Consider the following 15,670-nt stretch of genomic DNA (forward strand, 5'->3'; position numbering starts at 1 on the left):
GTGTGTCTCTTCCCAGAAATGTTCCTGCATACTAATTTGTAAACCGCCATGACGAAATAGTCTCAGCGAGCAAGGAGCCGCGGCATGAACTACCAGCCCACCCCCGAGGACAAGTTCACCTTCGGACTGTGGACCGTCGGCTGGCAGGGACGGGACCCCTTCGGTGACGCCACGCGGCGTGCCCTCGACCCGGTCGAGTCGGTGCGGCGCCTGGCCGAGCTGGGCGCCCACGGCGTCACGTTCCACGACGACGACCTCATCCCCTTCGGCTCGAGCGACAGCGAGCGCGAGGAGCACATCAAGCGGTTCCGGCAGGCGCTGGACGACACCGGCATGAAGGTGCCGATGGCCACCACCAACCTGTTCACCCACCCGGTGTTCAAGGACGGCGGCTTCACCGCCAACGACCGCGACGTGCGCCGCTACGCGCTCCGCAAGACCATCCGCAACATCGACCTCGCGGCCGAGCTCGGTGCCGAGACCTACGTGGCCTGGGGAGGCCGTGAGGGCGCCGAGTCCGGTGGCGCCAAGGACGTGCGGGACGCCCTCGACCGCATGAAGGAGGCCTTCGACCTGCTCGGCGAGTACGTCACCTCCCAGGGCTATGACATCCGCTTCGCCATCGAGCCCAAGCCGAACGAGCCGCGCGGCGACATCCTGCTGCCCACCATCGGCCACGCCCTGGCGTTCATCGAGCGCCTGGAGCGCCCGGAGCTGTACGGCGTCAACCCGGAGGTCGGCCACGAGCAGATGGCCGGGCTGAACTTCCCGCACGGCATCGCGCAGGCGCTGTGGGCGGGCAAGCTCTTCCACATCGACCTCAACGGCCAGTCCGGCATCAAGTACGACCAGGACCTCCGCTTCGGCGCGGGCGACCTGCGCGCCGCGTTCTGGCTGGTGGACCTGCTGGAGTCGGCCGGGTACGAGGGTCCGCGGCACTTCGACTTCAAGCCGCCGCGGACCGAGGACTTCGACGGCGTGTGGGCCTCGGCGGCCGGCTGCATGCGCAACTACCTGATCCTCAAGGAGCGCGCGGCGGCCTTCCGCGCGGACCCCGAGGTGCAGGAGGCGCTGCGCGCGGCCCGGCTGGACCAGCTGGCCCAGCCCACGGCGGCCGACGGTCTCCAGGCCCTGCTCGACGACCGGTCCGCCTTCGAGGACTTCGACGTCGACGAGGCCGCCGCGCGGGGCATGGCCTTCGAGCGCCTCGACCAGCTGGCGATGGACCACCTGCTGGGCGCCCGGGGCTGAACCCCGACCGCGAGGGCGTGCCCGTCCCACCCCTGCCACGGGACGGGCACGCCCTCGCACACGTGTCCGGGGCGACCGTGCCCCACGTGTGGTTCGCACCCGGGTGCGGCCGACGCGACGACCGCGCGGAATCACGCGCGCGGTGGCACGTGTCCGGGCCGACGTCCCGCGCGCAACCGTGCGTACCAGCCGGCTCGGTACGCATCCCGCAGGTGCGCCCTCGCGCGGTACGACCGTGTGGCGCACGCGAGCGGCACGGCCGCCGGGGCCGGTCGTGGCTCTGGCGTGGCGACCATGTTCCTTGCGGTACGGCTACTGGGGCCGGTCGTGGCTTTGGTGTGGTGACGATCTGGTGGGTGGCTACCTTTCGGGTGCGCTCTCCGCCGTAGCCAGTGCCGTCGCCGGGTCCTGGGAGGAATCCCCCGCCGGGACCCACCGGCCGCGTTCCTTGCGGTACGGCCACCAGCGCCCCTCGCGGTCCAGGCGCAGTTGGACGGGTGCGCCGGTCACCGTCCACCGGTTGGCCCGGGCCCGGAGCACCGGCCGTTCGTCCTCGTCCCACGCCGAGTCGAGGGCGGCACGCGCGCGTGCCAGCCGTTCGCCGTCCACGGTCCACTCCTCGTCGAGCACGGCCAGGGCCGCCGTACCGCCGTGCCGCCAGGCCCGTACGGCCACGGCCAGCCCTTCCCGGCCGCGCCCCGACCCCTCGGCGAGCCGCTCCGTCACTGCGCGGTGCGGCTCCCCGGCGGCCAGCCGTACCGCGTCCCGCGCGACGGCCGGTTCCGGTTCCACGGGCTGCCGTCCGTGCCCGTCCTGGAGTGCCCGGGCCAGCAGCCGGTGGGCCTGTACGGCGGTCCGGGCGGCCAGGAACTCCAGCGCGGGCGGATCGATCCCGGCCGCGGGCTCCGCCTCCGTGTCCAGCGACGGCGGAACCCCCGGCTCCGCGAGGAGCGCGGGAGCGGCCGGCAGCGACGGCAGGATGTCACCGGCCGCGTACGCCTCGGCCGCGTCCACTCCTTCCGGTCCCTGGGCGGGCCGTCCGGCGGACGCGTCGCCCCGGGCCTGGAGCGCGTCCAGCAGGGCGCGTTCACCCCGCCCCCGCATCAGCAGCAGGACGAACGGGTCCTGGTCCAGCAGCCGGGCCACCTGGTAGCACAGCGCCGCCGTGTGACCGCAGTGGTCCCAGGCGTCGCAGTCGCACTCCGGCTCCAGATCACCGAGGCCCGGCAGCAGTTCGACCCCGGCCAGCTCCGCGTCCTCGACCAGGTGCGTCGGCATCTCGCGGTCGAGCAGCGCCGCCACATGCCCGGCCCGCTCCACGGTCATGGCCAGGAACCGGTCCCACTGCTCCTCGGACAGCTCCTGCAGCAGCACGTCCGCGCGGTGGGCCGTACGGTCCCGGTCCTGTACGACCGCCGTGATGCGCCCCGGCCGTACGGACACCGCGCCGACCGCGCCCGCGCGTGCCAGCCCGCGGCCCGCCTTGAGCTGCTTGGAGTCCAGCGCCGTACCCTCCAGCGCCGTCAGCCAGGCCAGGCCCCACCAGCTCTGCGCGAAACCGCGCCCCCGCGCGGGCGGCAGCGCGGCGAAGACGCGCTCCACGCCGGCCTCGTCACCGTCGTACCGGGTCATCGCAGTCCCCCTCGCAGCTCGACCAGCTCCGCCAGCTCGGCGTCGGTCAGTTCGGTGAGTGCCGCCTCGCCGGAGCCGAGCACCGCGTCGGCCAGCTCACGCTTGCGCTCCAGCAGCCCGGCGATGCGGTCCTCGATAGTCCCCTCGGCGATGATGCGGTGCACCTGCACCGGCCGGGTCTGGCCGATGCGGTACGCGCGGTCCGTCGCCTGCGCCTCGACTGCGGGGTTCCACCAGCGGTCGTAGTGCACGACGTGCTCCGCGCGGGTGAGGTTCAGCCCCGTGCCCGCCGCCTTCAGCGACAGCAGGAAGACCGGGACCTCGCCGTCCTGGAAACGGCGCACCATCGCCTCACGCTCGGCGACCGGCGTGCCGCCGTGCAGGAACTGCGTCGGCACGCCCCGCGCGGCGAGATGCCGTTCCAGCAGCCGCGCCATCCGCACGTACTGCGTGAACACCAGGACACCGGCCTGTTCGGTGAGAACGGTGTCGAGGAGTTCGTCCAGCAACTCCAGCTTCCCGGACCTCCCGGCGACCACCGGCCGCTCCTCCTTGAGGAACTGCGCCGGGTGGTTGCAGATCTGCTTCAGGCCGGTCAGCAGCTTCACGATCAGCCCGCGCCGCGCCATGCTGCCGGCGCCCGCGATCTCGGCCATCGCCTCGCGTACCACGGCCTCGTACAGCGCCGTCTGCTCCTGGGTGAGCGACACCGCGTGATCGGTCTCCGTCTTGGGCGGCAGCTCGGGCGCGATCCCGGGGTCCGACTTGCGGCGGCGCAGCAGGAACGGCCGTACCAGACGGGCCAGCCGTTCCGCCGCGGCCGGATCCTGCCCGCCCTCGACGGCGTCCGCGTACCGCCGTCGGAAGGTGCCGAGCCGGCCCAGCAGGCCGGGAGTCGTCCAGTCCAGGATCGCCCACAGTTCCGACAGGTTGTTCTCCACCGGCGTGCCGGTGAGCGCCACGCGCGCGCGTGCGCCGATGGAACGCAGCTGACGGGCCGTCGAGGAGTACGGGTTCTTCACGTGCTGGGCCTCGTCGGTGACGACCATGCCCCAGGGGACCCCGGCGAGCCGGGAGGCGTCCAGCCGCATGGTGCCGTACGTGGTGAGCACGAACTCGCCGTCGGCCAGGTCGTCCAGCGTCCGCCGCGCGCCGTGGAAGCGGCGCACCGGGGTGCCGGGCGCGAACCGCTCGATCTCCCGCTGCCAGTTGCCCATCAGGGAGGTCGGGCAGACCACGAGCGTGGGGCCCGCGGACTCCGGGTCGGTCTGGCGGTGCAGGTGGAGGGCGATCAGGGTGATGGTCTTGCCGAGCCCCATGTCGTCGGCGAGACAGCAGCCCAGGCCCAGGGAGGTCGTCCGGGCCAGCCAGTTCAGGCCGCGTCGCTGGTAGTCCCGCAGCGTGGCGGCGAGCGCGGCGGGCTGCTCGACGGGCTCCTGCGCCTCGGGGTCCGCGAGCCGGTCCCGCAGGGCCGCCAGCCACCCGGTGGGCCGGACCTCGATCCGGCCGCCGTCGACCTCCACGGAGCCCGTCAGGGCCGCGCCGAGCGCGTCGACCGGCGTGATCTTGCGGTCCTGGCGCGCACGGGCCCGGGCCAGCTCCCGCGGGTCGATCAGGACCCACTGGTCGCGCAGCCGTACAAGGGGGCGGTTCGCCTCGGCCAGCCGGTCCAGTTCCTCGCGCGTGAGCCGCCGGTCGCCCAGGGCGAACCACCAGTCGAAGGCGAGCAGCGCGTCGGCGGACAGGAACGACGGCCCGTCCGCGACCCCGGCCCTTCCGGGCCCCGGCTCGTCGTCGGCGGGACCGACCTCCGCGCGGGTGGTGAGTTCGCGGACCAGCTCCCTGGGCCAGTGCACGTCGACGCCCGCGCCGGCGAGCACCCGGCCGCCGTCGCCGAGGAGATCGGCGATCTCCTCCTCCGCGAGGTCCACCGCGTCCGGCACGGTCGCCGACAGCAAGGGGGTGAGCGGCGCCCAGGCCCGCGCCGCGCGGCGGAGCGCGAGCAGGGCGTCCATCCGCGCGCGGGAGTCGAAGGCCGCGTCGAAGGCCCCGGCCCACACCTCGCCGGCGTCCGCGACGAGTGCGGGGTCGCTCACGCCGTGCATCTGGAGGACGGCCCGGAACGACACGTCCGCGGTGTCGGCCGCGTCCGTGAGCCCGCGCGCCTCGATCCGCAGCGACAGCCGTACGCCGGCGTCGTGGCCGGCGGCGATGTCGGCGGCCCAGGCCCGCAGTGCGGGCAGCCGTTGCGGCTCCGGTGCCGCGAAGGCGGCGGTGCCGGTCGCGAGGTGGGCGGCGGGGGAGCGGGGGAGGGTGTCGGCGACCGCGTCGAGGAAGGCGCGCAGCAGCCGTTCGGGATCGGGCAGCCGAGGCGGCCCGGTGCCGTCCAGCGGCGTCGCGTGCGCCTCCGGCGGCATCGCGGCGGCGAGCCGGCGGATCGCCTCGACGTTCTCCGCGTCCAGCGGGCCGACGCGCCAGGCGTCGTGGTCGGCGGGGGAGAGGCCGGGCAGCAGCAGACCGCGCGCCACCAGGTGCAGGGCGTGCACGGCGGCGGCGCCCCAGAACCGGGCGGCCCGGTGCCCCGCACCACCGGCCCGCGCACGTGTGAGGAACGGGAGCGCGTCGCGCACCGGCAGCACGGTGGCGGGCACACGTACCGCCTCGATCCCGTCGTCGCCGGGCACCACGACGGTCAGGTCCTCGGCCGACGCCGTGCCCGCGTCCACGGCCGGCGGAGTCGAGCCGTCGGGGCGCCAGAACGCGACCCGGCCGGTGCGGGCGGGGTCACCCGGTACGAATACGGCCGGACAGCCGGCCAGTGCGGAGTGTGCGGAGTGTGCGGAGGAGGGTGCCGGGGGAGTCGTCTGCGCAGCGATGACAGGAGTCCTCAAACTTGACTAGTGAAGCCGGAGTCGCCGAGGGTACAGCACGAGCGGCGCCGACCGGGTATGCCTGCGCTGTGAGCCGAGTCACCATGGAGGCGCTTCGTGGGCCTCCCGCCCGGGAGGCCCACGACGGGCTCTCGAAGACCTTAGGGGTCGCACCTCAGGGACGTCTCAGGGTCGCGGTCCGGAACCGCCGCGGGCGCGGGCCCGTTTTCACGGCAGAGAGCGGCAGTGGCCGCGAAGGAGGCGACACTCATGTCGAAGAACGCCAAGATCGCCGCGGGGGGTGTGGCGGCCGGACTGATCCTGCTCATCTGGCTGCCCTGGTGGGCCGCCCTTCTGATAGTTCTAGGAGTCCCGGCCGCCGCGTACCTCGCCCTGGACCCCGCACAGCGGCGCAGGCTGCGCCGCGTCTCGCGCAAGGAGCTGGGCCGCTGAGGCGCTACGGCGTCACCGCCTCACCGGAGCCCAGCGCGCAGGAGTCGACCACGTCGCCGTCCGCGGGCCTGCCGACCGTCCGGTCCGCGGGCGGCGCGACTCCGCGCTCCACCCATGCGACCAGGGCGTCGAACGCCGAGCGGTAGCAGGGCAGGATCGGCCGCAGCCGGTCCGGATGGGTGTCGTACAGCCCGTCGACGTGCGTCCCGCCCCGCACCGTGTAGTAGCGGTGCATCCGCCCGCGTCCGCTCGCCTCGACCATGCCGTCGTACACATCGGAGTCGACGGACTTGGGCAGCAGCGCGTCCAGATCGCCGTGCAGGGTGATCATCGGCCGTCCGATCCGCCCGGTGAGCGCCACACGCTCCACGGCACGGTGCACGGACGCGGGGCGCGAGGCGTAGTCGTAGGCGGCGTCGGACGGGCACGGCGCGAGGATCTGCTCCGTCGTCGACCCGGCGGAGGGGCCGGGGCAGCCCGGGTCGTGGTCCGGATCGAACTCGGCGCGGTAGATCTTCTGCGTGAGCCCCCAGTAGGCCTTCTCGTGGTACGGCCACAGGAACTCGGAGCCGCGTGCGAAGCCCGCCGCGTACATGTCCTCGTCGGTGGCCCTGCCGTACGTCCGGGCCACCGCCACCGGAAGGGAGAGCAGCGGGTGACGCCCCTCGGCGGCCCACAGGGTGCCCTCCCAGTCCACCCCGCCGTCGTACAGCTCCGGGTGGTTCTCCAGCTGCCAGCGGGTGAGGTAGCCGCCGTTGGAGACGCCGGTCACGTACGTGCGGCGCGGGGCGTGCCCGTAGCGCTGGGCCACCGCGCGCCGGGCGGCGCGGGTGAGCTGTGTGGTGCGCGCGTTCCACTCGGCGACCGCGTCACCGGGCCGTCTGCCGTCACGGTAGAAGTCGACGCCGCTGTTGCCCTTGTCGGTCGCCGCATAGGCGTAGCCCCGCGCCAGTACCTGGTCGGAGATCGCCTTGTCGGTCGCGTACTGCTTGCGGTTGCCGGGCGCCCCGGTGACGACCAGCCCGCCGTTCCAGCGGTCGGGCAGCCGGATCACGAACTGGGCGTCGTGCCGCCAGCCGTGGGTGTTGTTGAAGCGGGACGAGTCCGGGAAGTAGCCGTCGATCTGCACCCCGGGCACGCCGGACGGCGACCGGGTGGCCTCGGCGGTCAGTCCCGCCTGGTCGGCCATGTCGGTGTACGGCGTACCGGCCAGCCCCGCCGTGGTCAGATCGGTGAGACAGGCACTGCGCTGATGGGCGGCGCCCGGCACACGCACGCGTTCCTGGCGCGCGCAGTGACCGTCCCCGGCCGCGCCGGCCGGAGTCGGAGCGGTGAGGGCGGCCGCGGCGAGGACGGCGACGAGCAAGGGAACGCCACGGGAGGGGCGCATGACGGCCTCCGAAAGGACGAGCAGCGGAAGGGGGACATGGGGTCGATCGCGGAACTGCCCCATGGTGAGGGCCCGCCCTCGCCGTCATCGATGGGTTGGCGCCCTATGGAACGGCGTCCACACGTGGGGTTTCAACACACGCTAACGTCCATCGCTCCCGGTCCTTTCGAAGCCGCGTGTGCTCAGAGCGGCCGTACGGCCATCCGGTCGAGCGCTTCGAGCAGGCCCGGCAGCTCCGGGCCCCGGCCCACCGGCAGGACCTCGCCGGGTTCGTCGTCGAGCAGGACGAACGCGATGTCGTCGGTCCGGGCCACCAGCGACCAGCCGGGGCCGTCGGCGCGCAGGGTGCGCGCGCCACCCGGGGCGAAGGACGAGCGGACCCGGCCGAGCGGCGGCGGCGAGTCGACGTACGCGCGCGCCTCCGCCAGCACCCGCCGGATCCCGCCGTGTCCCGGCTGCCCGTCCGTCCGGCCGCCCGCTTCTTCCGTCCGGCCGTCCTCCGCGGGCTCCTCGGCGTCGTCGGCCGCCCGGGCCGAGCCGCCCGGCGCCGGGAACGCCGCGTCGTCGACCTGCTCCCGCCAGACCGCCCACTGCAGCGCGATCTCGTCGGCACCCAGCCGGCGCTGGGCCGGTCCCCAGGCCCCGGCGTCCGGCGGGGCCAGCGGGGGCCCGTCCGCGGCGTCCGGGCCGGGATCGTGCGGCGCGGGCACGTTCGGCGCCGCGACGGCCACCGCGAGGGGCCAGCCGGGCAGTGCGGCGACGACCGTGCGCTCGTCCGGCGACAGATCGTGCTCCATCCCGCAGTCCCAGGACGCGATCGCGACGGCGACCAGCGAGACGTCGTCGACGACGACGGTCCACCGGGCGCCCTCGCCGTCCTGGCCGAGCACCAGCCCGTACCCGTCGGCGAGGGGCGGAAGGCCGAGCGCCGCACACGCCTCCGGGTAGTCGTCGCCCAGCACGCTCGGGAACTTCGCCGGCGTCAGCAGCGCCGCCGTGAGCACATAGAGCGCGTCGTCCGCGGCGGCGACGGCTTCCTCGTCCGTCCCGGCCATCCCAGCCTCCCCATCGCTTCGTCCACCGGCGCGCACCCTATGCCGACCCCGAGCCGCTTGTCACGACCCCCGCGGCCATGCCCGGAGCTGCGGGTTTCCGGCCGGACAGGGCGAATCGACCACGCGTCGGCGGACGGTTCAGGCGGCCGGAAGACCCAGCAGCGCCCGCGCGACCGTCCCCGGAGACTCGTCCCGCTCCCGCGCGAGCGCGATCACCGCCCGGCACGCCAGCTCGTTCACCCCGAACGACAGCGCCTCCGGCGACACCCAGCCGGCCGCCTCGTCGATCCGGTCCTGGTCGTCCTCCGCGCAGGCCGAGACGTACGCCGCGGCGGCCTCGAACAGATTGTGCGGACGCTCCTCCCGCCCGGCCCGCTCCTCCGCGCGCCACCTGCCGATCACTCTGCTCCCGATCCCCCGAACCCTTCCCCACATGCGGTCCACCTTCCCCGGCACGGTTGTCCTCGCTGACCGTTCATCTCCTGCTGCTCAACGTAGAGTTGCGGCTCCGACAGCAGAAGAGGGCAGCCCGGTGCGGGACTCGGACCGAGCGCCCGGCGCGTGGCCGGATGCTCAGTCCGCGCGGACGGCCAGCGCCAGGAAGCGCGTGTCCTCGTCGACATACGACGTCATGCGCCACCCCGAACGGGACAGCAGCGCGCGGAGATTCGGCTCCGCGCGGAGGTCGTCCGGAGTGAGCGTGCGGCCCTGCCGGGCGGCGAGCGCCGCCCGGCCGACCGGATGGAACAGCGCGAGCACGCCACCCGGCCGCACCACCCGCGCGATCTCCCGGAGATTGCCGGCCGGGTCGGGCAGGTGGGCGATCAGGCCCGCCGCGAACACGGCGTCCAGCGCGGACGGGCGCAGCGGCAGCGCGGCGACGTCGGTCAGCAGCAGCGCCCCGTCGCGGTCCCGTCCGGCCCGTGCCGCCTCCCGCAGCATGGCCGGCGTCAGATCCGCGCCGAGGACCACGCCCGAGGGCCCCACGGCCGCACGCAGCGGTGGCAGGGCGCGCCCTGTGCCGCAGCCCGCGTCGAGCACCCGGTCCCCCTCGCGCAGCCCGAGCCCGGCGACCGCGGCGGCGTAGACCGGACCGTCGTCGGGGAAGCGGCGGTCCCAGCCGGCGGCACGCGCGGTGAAGAACTCCTGGACGTGTGTGTGGTCGTCGCTCATGCTCCGCATGATCCCTCACCGGGACGGGCGACGCCCTTGTGCGCACGTTCGAGCGTGACGCGGTCGTTCCGGTGCACCGCTGCGTCATATTTCAGCCGCTTTCGAAACGCGTCCCCTTCGCGCGCCCGCGCCCCCTAGCGTCCCGGGGCCATGGGACACCTGGACCACGCCGCCCTGGGGTGGCTCACCCCCGTGCTGTCGTACACGATGGCCTGCACCGGCGCCGCCCTCGGACTGCGCTGCACCGTCCGCGCGCTCGCCGCCACCGGCAGCGTGCGCCGCAACTGGCTGCTCACCGCCGCCTCGGCGATCGGCACGGGTATCTGGACCATGCACTTCGTGGCCATGCTCGGATTCGCCGTCAGCGGCACCGACATCCGCTACGACGTGCCGCTCACCCTCGCCAGCCTGCTCGTCGCCATGGCCGTCGTCTGCGCCGGCGTGTTCGCCGTCGGCCACGGCCGCGACCGGGTCCGGGCGCTGCTGCTCGGCGGGCTCACCACCGGTCTCGGCGTCGCCAGCATGCACTACCTGGGCATGGCGGCGGTGCGGCTGCACGGCGAGGTGAGCTACGACCCGGTGCTCGTCGGCCTCTCCGTCCTCATCGCCGTCGTCGCGGCCACGGCGGCCCTGTGGGCGGCGCTCAACATCCAGTCGCCCGTCGCGGTCACCCTCGCCTCCCTGATCATGGGTGCCGCGGTCAGCAGCATGCACTACACGGGGATGTTCGCGGTGAGCGTGCGTGTCACGCCCTCCGGCGAACCCCTGCCCGGCGCCACGGCGATGCAGTTCATCTTCCCGCTCGCCGTCGGACTCGGGTCCTACCTCTTCATCACCTCGGCCTTCGTGGCGCTGTCGCCGACGGCCGGGGAGCGCGAGGCGTCCGCCTCGGCCCAGCGCCCGGCCGGGCACACCGCCCGCTGACCGCGCCCCGCGGTGCCGACGACCGTTCCGGCCCGCCCCACGCACCACTCCCGAGCGAGGAGTCCATGCGCACACCCCGGAGGACCCCGACAGCCCGCGCGGAGGCGCCGCCCCCGCCTCCCGCGCGCGGCCGGCGCGCGCACGCCGGACCACCGGCCGACGAAGGCCCGCACCCCCAGGGTGAGTCGGCCCCGGACACGGCACCCGCGCACGCGGGACGCCGGTTCGGCGGTCCCCGTACCGTGCGCGCCAAGATCGTCTGTCTGCTGATGGTGCCGGTCGTCTCCCTGCTCGCCCTGTGGGCGTACGCCACCGTGACCACCGCCCAGGACGTCTCCCGGCTGCGTCAGGTCCAGCGCGTGGACGCCGCGGTCCGCGCCCCGCTCTCCGCCGCCGTCACCGCCCTCCAGGCCGAACGCGCGGCCGCGGTGCGCCGCGCCACCGACACCTCGGCGGTACGTTCCGACGAACTGACGGAACTCGCGCGGCGTACCGACCGGGCGGTCGCGGAACTGCGGCTGGGCGAGCACCGGACCGTGGCCGACGGCGAGGAACTGCCCCGCGCGGTGGCCGGCCGCCTCGAAGCCTTCGTCACCGCGGCCGAACGGCTGGGCCCGCTGCGGACGGCACTGAGCGAAGGCCGCGCGGGCTGGACGCAGACCTACGACCAGTACACGAGCACCGTCTCCACGGCCTTCGGCGTCGGCGGCGCCCTCACCGGCATCCAGGACGCCGAACTCGGCTCCGACGCGCGCGTGCTGCTCGAATTCTCCCGCGCGGGGGAGGCGTTGGCCCAGGAGGACGCGATCCTGGCCGGTGTCCGGCTGCACGGCGGCCTCGGCGGGGAACGGCTGCGCCTGTTCACCGGGGCCGTCGAGCTGCGCCGCGCACTCACCGGTTCCGCCGTCGCCGACCTGCGCGACCCCGCCCGCACCGAGTGGCGGGCCCTCGCCGGCAGCCGCGCCTACGCCGTCCTCCACACCGCCGAGGACGAGATCCTCGCCGCCGGCCCCGGCGCCCGGGCCGCCCACGCGGTCCCGTGGGGCACCTGGGACACGGCGCACGCGCGTGTGCGGGACGGCATGCGGAGCGTCGAGACCGACGCGGCCACCGGCACCGCCCACCGGGCCGATCCGTTCGCCCGCGGACTGCTCACCCCGGCCGGCGCCGCCGTGCTCTTCGGCCTCGCCGCCGTCGCCGCGTCGCTCGTCATCTCCGTACGCATCGGCCGGGGCCTCGTGGTCGAACTGGTCGGCCTGCGCAACGACGCCCTGGAGATCGCCCGCCGCAAACTCCCCGAGGCCATGCGGAAACTGCGCTCGGGCGGAGAGATCGACATCCGCGCGGAGGCCCCGTCCGGGCCGCCCGCCCAGGACGAGACCGGCCAGGTCGCAGAAGCCCTCGGCACGGTGCACCGCGCCGCGCTGCGCGCCGCCGTGGAGCGCGCGGAGCTGGCCGGCGGGATCTCCGGCGTCTTCGTCAATCTCGCCCGCCGCAGCCAGATCCTCGTCCACCGGCAACTGAGCCTCCTGGACAGCATGGAACGCCGCTCCGACGATCCCGGCGAGCTGAGCGACCTCTTCCGCCTCGACCACCTCACCACACGGATGCGGCGCCACGCGGAGAGCCTGATCATCCTCTCCGGAGCGGCACCGGGCCGCGCCTGGCACCTGCCCGTCCCGCTCACCGACGTGGTGCGCGCGGCCGTGTCCGAGGTCGAGGACTACGCGCGCGTGGAGGTACGGCAGCTCTCCGAGGCGTCCGTCGTCGGCGCGGCCGTCGCCGACCTCACCCACCTCCTCGCCGAGATCATCGAGAACGCCGCCCAGTTCTCACCGCCCCACACGCGCGTACGCGTCACCGGCGAACCCGTCGGCAACGGCTACGCCGTCGAGGTCGAGGACCGAGGGCTGGGCATGGGCAAGGAGACCCTCGCCGAGGCCAACCGCCGCATCACCGAGTCCGAGGCGCTCGACCTGTTCGACAGCGACCGGCTCGGCCTGTTCGTGGTCAGCAGGCTCGCCGCCCGGCACGACATCAAAGTGCACCTGAGGACCTCTCCGTACGGCGGCACCACCGCGGTCGTCCTGCTCCCCACCGTCCTGCTGGACGACGGCGCGACGGAACGTCCCAGCGGCGGGACGGCACCGAAGGCACGGCACGAGGAGCATGCCTCCGCGCGGATGCCCGACGGCATCGCGCGCCACGAGGCCGTCCCCGCACCGGACGACCGGCCCGCCCTGGTGGCTCCGGCCGCCGACACGGCGGACGGCACCCTCGCCATGGCGGACACCGGCTACGGCCCGCCGGACCGCACCACCGACACCGCGCGGGGCACCGCCGCGAACCGATCCCCAGGAGTCGCCGCCTTGCGACCGCACCGCCCGGAGGAGGAGCCCGCCGCCTCCGACGACCTCCCACGCCGCGTACGACAGGCCAGCCTCGCCCCCCCAACTGCGCGACGGCCGCCGGGAAACGCCCGCGCCCGCGCGGCACGACGGCCGGGACGACCGCACCCCCGAACTCGTACGGGACCGCATGGCGGCCTACCGCGACGGCTGGGCGCGCGGCGGCGGCAGGCCCTCCGGCCGCGGTGCCGGTCCTGGTTCTGGCCCCGGTCCTGGCCCCGGTCCCGTGAAGCACAGCACCGAAGGAGACCCCGCATGATCCAGGAACCGAGCACGAGGACCGGCCGGCTGTCCGGCGAACTCGACTGGCTGCTCGACGACATGGTGCTCCGCGTCGGCGACGTCCGGCACGCCGTGGTGCTCTCCAACGACGGACTCGCCGTCGGCGCCTCCGGCGGCCTCGGACGCGAGGACGCCGAGCACCTCGCGGCGGTCGCCTCCGGCTTCCACAGCCTCGCCAAGGGCGCGGGTCGGCACTTCGGGGCCGGCGGGGTGCGCCAGACGATGGTCGAGATGGATGACGGCTTCCTGTTCGTCGCCGCCGCCGGAGACGGCACCTGCCTCGCCCTCCTGACGGCCGTGACCGCCGACATCGGCCTGGTGGCCTACGAGATGGCACGGCTGGTCAAGCGCGTCGGCGAGCACCTCCACACCCCGCCGCGGGCCGGCGCGCGGCCACCGGCCGCCGGATGAGACGAGGAAGCGGTCCGGGAAGATGACCGAGGACACGACGGGCGTCCCGCGCGCGGCGGGCAGCCAGTGGTACGACCACGAGGCCGGACCCCTGGTCCGGCCGTACGCCATGACCGGCGGACGCACCGGGCCCGGCCCCGGCGGGGTGCGGTTCGACCTGATCGCCCTCGTCACCCTGGACCCGGCCGCCCCCGGCGCCGACGACCCGGCGCTCGGTCCCGAGCACCGTGCCCTGATCGACCTGTGCCGCCCGGAGACGCAGTCGGTCGCCGAACTCGCCGCGGGCGCGGACCTGCCCGTCGGCGTGGTCCGGGTGCTCCTCGGCGACCTGCTGGAGCGCGGCCGCGTCACCGTCAGCCGTCCCGTACCGCCCGCCCGCCTGCCCGACGAGCGCGTTCTCCGCGAGGTGATCGAGGGCCTGAGGGCCCTGTAGGCGACACCGTTCCCCCGGCCGGGACGCCGCGCGGCGACTCCTCCCGGGCCCACGGCACACCCGTATCCCCGCCGACCGCGGCCGGCACTCCAGAGAGAAGTGATCGATGGTCCCCGAACACTCCGACGCCCCCGGTGACGAGACGGCCGCGCTGGCGCTGAAGATACTGGTCGCCGGCGGATTCGGCGTGGGCAAGACCACCCTGGTGGGCGCGGTCAGCGAGATCCGGCCGCTGCGCACCGAGGAACTGCTCAGCGAAGCCGGTCAGTCGGTGGACGACACCGACGGCGTGGACCAGAAGGCCACCACGACCGTCGCCATGGACTTCGGGCGCATCACCATCCGCTCGGGACTCTCCCTGTACCTCTTCGGCACCCCGGGACAGGACCGCTTCTGGTTCCTGTGGGACGAGCTGGCGCAGGGCGCCCTGGGCGCGGTGGTCCTCGCGGACACCCGGCGCCTGGAGGACTGCTTCCCCGCGGTGGACTACTTCGAGCACCGGCGGATCCCGTTCGTCGTCGCCGTCAACTGCTTCACGGGAGCCCGGCGCCACGACACGGGGGACGTCTGCCGCGCGCTCGACCTGGACGCCGGAACGCCCGTCGTGCTGTGCGACGCACGCGAGCGCGACTCGGGCAAGGAGGTGCTGATCAAGCTCGTCGAGTACGCCGGACGCGTGCACACCGCCCGGCTGCTCGACTCGGTGGGATGACCGCGGGATCCGGGCTCGCGCCACTGTTCCTCGGTCATCTTCCGCCCCTTGGCTCCCGTCCTCCTTGCCCGGCGCCCGGTCGTGGGGAAGGCTGGCGCGAGGGCCCTCCCGCCAGGAGGGAACGGCACACGGGGCAGACCACGGGGAAGAACCAGGGGGAGACACACGACATGGCGCAGAACCAGGGACTCGACTGGCTGCTGGACGACCTGACCCAACGCGTCGAACACGTACGGCACGCACTGGTCCTGTCCAACGACGGGCTGGTGACGGGCGCGAGCACGGGGCTGCGGCGCGAGGACGCGGAGCACCTCGCCGCCGTCTCGTCCGGACTGCACAGCCTCGCCAAGGGTTCGGGACGGCACTTCGGCGCGGGCGGGGTGCGCCAGACGATGATCGAGTTCGACGACGCGGTGCTCTTCGTCACCGCGGCGGGCACCGGCAGCTGTCTGTGCGTACTCAGCGGGGCGGAGGCCGACATCGGCCAGATCGCGTACGAGATGACCCTGCTGGTCAACCGGGTCGGCGAGCATCTGGACGTGGACGCCCGCCGGCAGAAACCCGGCACAGAGTTCTGACCTGCGAGTTCGTCCTCCGCTGCGGAGTTATCCACAGGCTCGCCACGGAGAGTGACAAAGCGGCTACGGTTTTTCCCGGCGGCGCACCCGGCGCCGGC

Annotated in this window: 13 protein-coding genes and 1 pseudogene; 8 read left to right on the forward strand and 6 right to left on the reverse strand. The window is 74.2% G+C overall.

From position 1 onward, the window contains the following. The first annotated feature begins 84 nt into the window (after positions 1-84). On the forward strand, positions 85-1,251 hold the full coding sequence (gene xylA, locus AMK33_RS22475) for a xylose isomerase (protein ID WP_073934713.1): 1,167 nt from the start codon (positions 85-87) through the stop codon (positions 1,249-1,251). A 360-nt stretch (positions 1,252-1,611) separates the two neighbouring features. Here the strand turns inward: xylA and AMK33_RS22480 are convergent, their stop codons facing one another. Next, entirely contained in the window at positions 1,612-2,883 is a 1,272-nt protein-coding gene (locus AMK33_RS22480) for an SWIM zinc finger family protein (RefSeq protein ID WP_073934714.1), read from the reverse strand. Further along, positions 2,880-5,702: a DEAD/DEAH box helicase gene (locus AMK33_RS22485; RefSeq protein WP_107425191.1), complete on the reverse strand. Its 2,823-nt coding sequence runs from the start codon at positions 5,700-5,702 to the stop codon at positions 2,880-2,882. Before AMK33_RS22485 ends, AMK33_RS22480 begins: the two co-directional genes overlap by 4 nt. A gap of 321 nt (positions 5,703-6,023) precedes the next feature. Between AMK33_RS22485 and AMK33_RS22490 the strand changes: the two genes are divergently transcribed. Continuing rightward, the gene (locus tag AMK33_RS22490) at positions 6,024-6,206 is read left to right on the forward strand and encodes a hypothetical protein (RefSeq protein ID WP_030822433.1); all 183 of its coding nucleotides are present in this window, start codon (positions 6,024-6,026) and stop codon (positions 6,204-6,206) included. A 4-nt stretch (positions 6,207-6,210) separates the two neighbouring features. Here AMK33_RS22490 and AMK33_RS22495 read toward each other — a convergent pair whose 3' ends face one another. From AMK33_RS22495 to AMK33_RS22510, 4 genes are all read right to left on the reverse strand, one after another. Continuing rightward, positions 6,211-7,596, reverse strand: coding sequence for a tannase/feruloyl esterase family alpha/beta hydrolase (locus AMK33_RS22495; RefSeq protein WP_073934715.1), 1,386 nt, complete (start codon positions 7,594-7,596; stop codon positions 6,211-6,213). Positions 7,597-7,778: 182 nt separating this feature from the next. Continuing rightward, the gene (locus AMK33_RS22500) at positions 7,779-8,651 is read right to left on the reverse strand and encodes a hypothetical protein (protein WP_073934716.1); all 873 of its coding nucleotides are present in this window, start codon (positions 8,649-8,651) and stop codon (positions 7,779-7,781) included. A gap of 138 nt (positions 8,652-8,789) precedes the next feature. Further along, complete coding sequence (locus AMK33_RS22505; RefSeq protein WP_073934855.1) at positions 8,790-9,086, reverse strand: hypothetical protein; 297 nt, start codon at positions 9,084-9,086, stop codon at positions 8,790-8,792. A gap of 138 nt (positions 9,087-9,224) precedes the next feature. Continuing rightward, positions 9,225-9,824: a class I SAM-dependent methyltransferase gene (locus tag AMK33_RS22510; protein WP_073934717.1), complete on the reverse strand. Its 600-nt coding sequence runs from the start codon at positions 9,822-9,824 to the stop codon at positions 9,225-9,227. Between the two features lie 150 nt (positions 9,825-9,974). Between AMK33_RS22510 and AMK33_RS22515 the strand changes: the two genes are divergently transcribed. The 6 genes and pseudogenes from AMK33_RS22515 to AMK33_RS22540 all read left to right on the forward strand — a co-directional run bounded on the left by AMK33_RS22515 (position 9,975) and on the right by AMK33_RS22540 (position 15,572). Next, positions 9,975-10,748 carry an MHYT domain-containing protein gene (locus AMK33_RS22515; protein WP_073934718.1) on the forward strand — a complete coding sequence of 258 codons (774 nt, stop codon included), beginning with the start codon at positions 9,975-9,977 and terminating at the stop codon, positions 10,746-10,748. Between the two features lie 65 nt (positions 10,749-10,813). After that, positions 10,814-13,415 (forward strand): annotated as a pseudogene (locus AMK33_RS22520) (nitrate- and nitrite sensing domain-containing protein). A 62-nt stretch (positions 13,416-13,477) separates the two neighbouring features. After that, positions 13,478-13,849, forward strand: a complete 372-nt coding sequence (locus AMK33_RS22525; RefSeq protein ID WP_235618171.1) for a roadblock/LC7 domain-containing protein — start codon at positions 13,478-13,480, stop codon at positions 13,847-13,849. A 22-nt stretch (positions 13,850-13,871) separates the two neighbouring features. Beyond that, complete coding sequence (locus AMK33_RS22530; RefSeq protein ID WP_073934720.1) at positions 13,872-14,282, forward strand: DUF742 domain-containing protein; 411 nt, start codon at positions 13,872-13,874, stop codon at positions 14,280-14,282. Between the two features lie 106 nt (positions 14,283-14,388). Beyond that, a complete protein-coding gene (locus AMK33_RS22535) occupies positions 14,389-14,994 on the forward strand; it encodes a GTP-binding protein (RefSeq protein ID WP_073934721.1) in 606 nt (201 codons plus the stop codon). 170 nt (positions 14,995-15,164) lie between these two features. Further along, positions 15,165-15,572: a roadblock/LC7 domain-containing protein gene (locus AMK33_RS22540; protein ID WP_073934722.1), complete on the forward strand. Its 408-nt coding sequence runs from the start codon at positions 15,165-15,167 to the stop codon at positions 15,570-15,572. Positions 15,573-15,670: the final 98 nt, after the last annotated feature.

It is taken from the genome of Streptomyces sp. CB02400, from assembly GCF_001905725.1.
In the GTDB taxonomy this organism is placed as follows: Bacteria; Actinomycetota; Actinomycetes; order Streptomycetales; family Streptomycetaceae; genus Streptomyces; species Streptomyces atrovirens.

What these genes read in the sequence shown, in the direction of transcription:
- AMK33_RS22515 (WP_073934718.1), top strand. Translation starts at nt 9,975, where the DNA reads ATGGGACACCTGGACCACGCCGCCCTGGGGTGGCTCACCCCCGTGCTG.
- AMK33_RS22540 (WP_073934722.1), top strand. Translation starts at nt 15,165, where the DNA reads ATGGCGCAGAACCAGGGACTCGACTGGCTGCTGGACGACCTGACCCAA.
- AMK33_RS22510 (WP_073934717.1), bottom strand. Translation starts at nt 9,824, where the DNA reads ATGAGCGACGACCACACACACGTCCAGGAGTTCTTCACCGCGCGTGCC.
- AMK33_RS22495 (WP_073934715.1), bottom strand. Translation starts at nt 7,596, where the DNA reads ATGCGCCCCTCCCGTGGCGTTCCCTTGCTCGTCGCCGTCCTCGCCGCG.
- AMK33_RS22535 (WP_073934721.1), top strand. Translation starts at nt 14,389, where the DNA reads ATGGTCCCCGAACACTCCGACGCCCCCGGTGACGAGACGGCCGCGCTG.
- AMK33_RS22490 (WP_030822433.1), top strand. Translation starts at nt 6,024, where the DNA reads ATGTCGAAGAACGCCAAGATCGCCGCGGGGGGTGTGGCGGCCGGACTG.
- xylA (WP_073934713.1), top strand. Translation starts at nt 85, where the DNA reads ATGAACTACCAGCCCACCCCCGAGGACAAGTTCACCTTCGGACTGTGG.
- AMK33_RS22525 (WP_235618171.1), top strand. Translation starts at nt 13,478, where the DNA reads ATGGTGCTCCGCGTCGGCGACGTCCGGCACGCCGTGGTGCTCTCCAAC.
- AMK33_RS22500 (WP_073934716.1), bottom strand. Translation starts at nt 8,651, where the DNA reads ATGGCCGGGACGGACGAGGAAGCCGTCGCCGCCGCGGACGACGCGCTC.
- AMK33_RS22505 (WP_073934855.1), bottom strand. Translation starts at nt 9,086, where the DNA reads ATGTGGGGAAGGGTTCGGGGGATCGGGAGCAGAGTGATCGGCAGGTGG.
- AMK33_RS22480 (WP_073934714.1), bottom strand. Translation starts at nt 2,883, where the DNA reads ATGACCCGGTACGACGGTGACGAGGCCGGCGTGGAGCGCGTCTTCGCC.
- AMK33_RS22530 (WP_073934720.1), top strand. Translation starts at nt 13,872, where the DNA reads ATGACCGAGGACACGACGGGCGTCCCGCGCGCGGCGGGCAGCCAGTGG.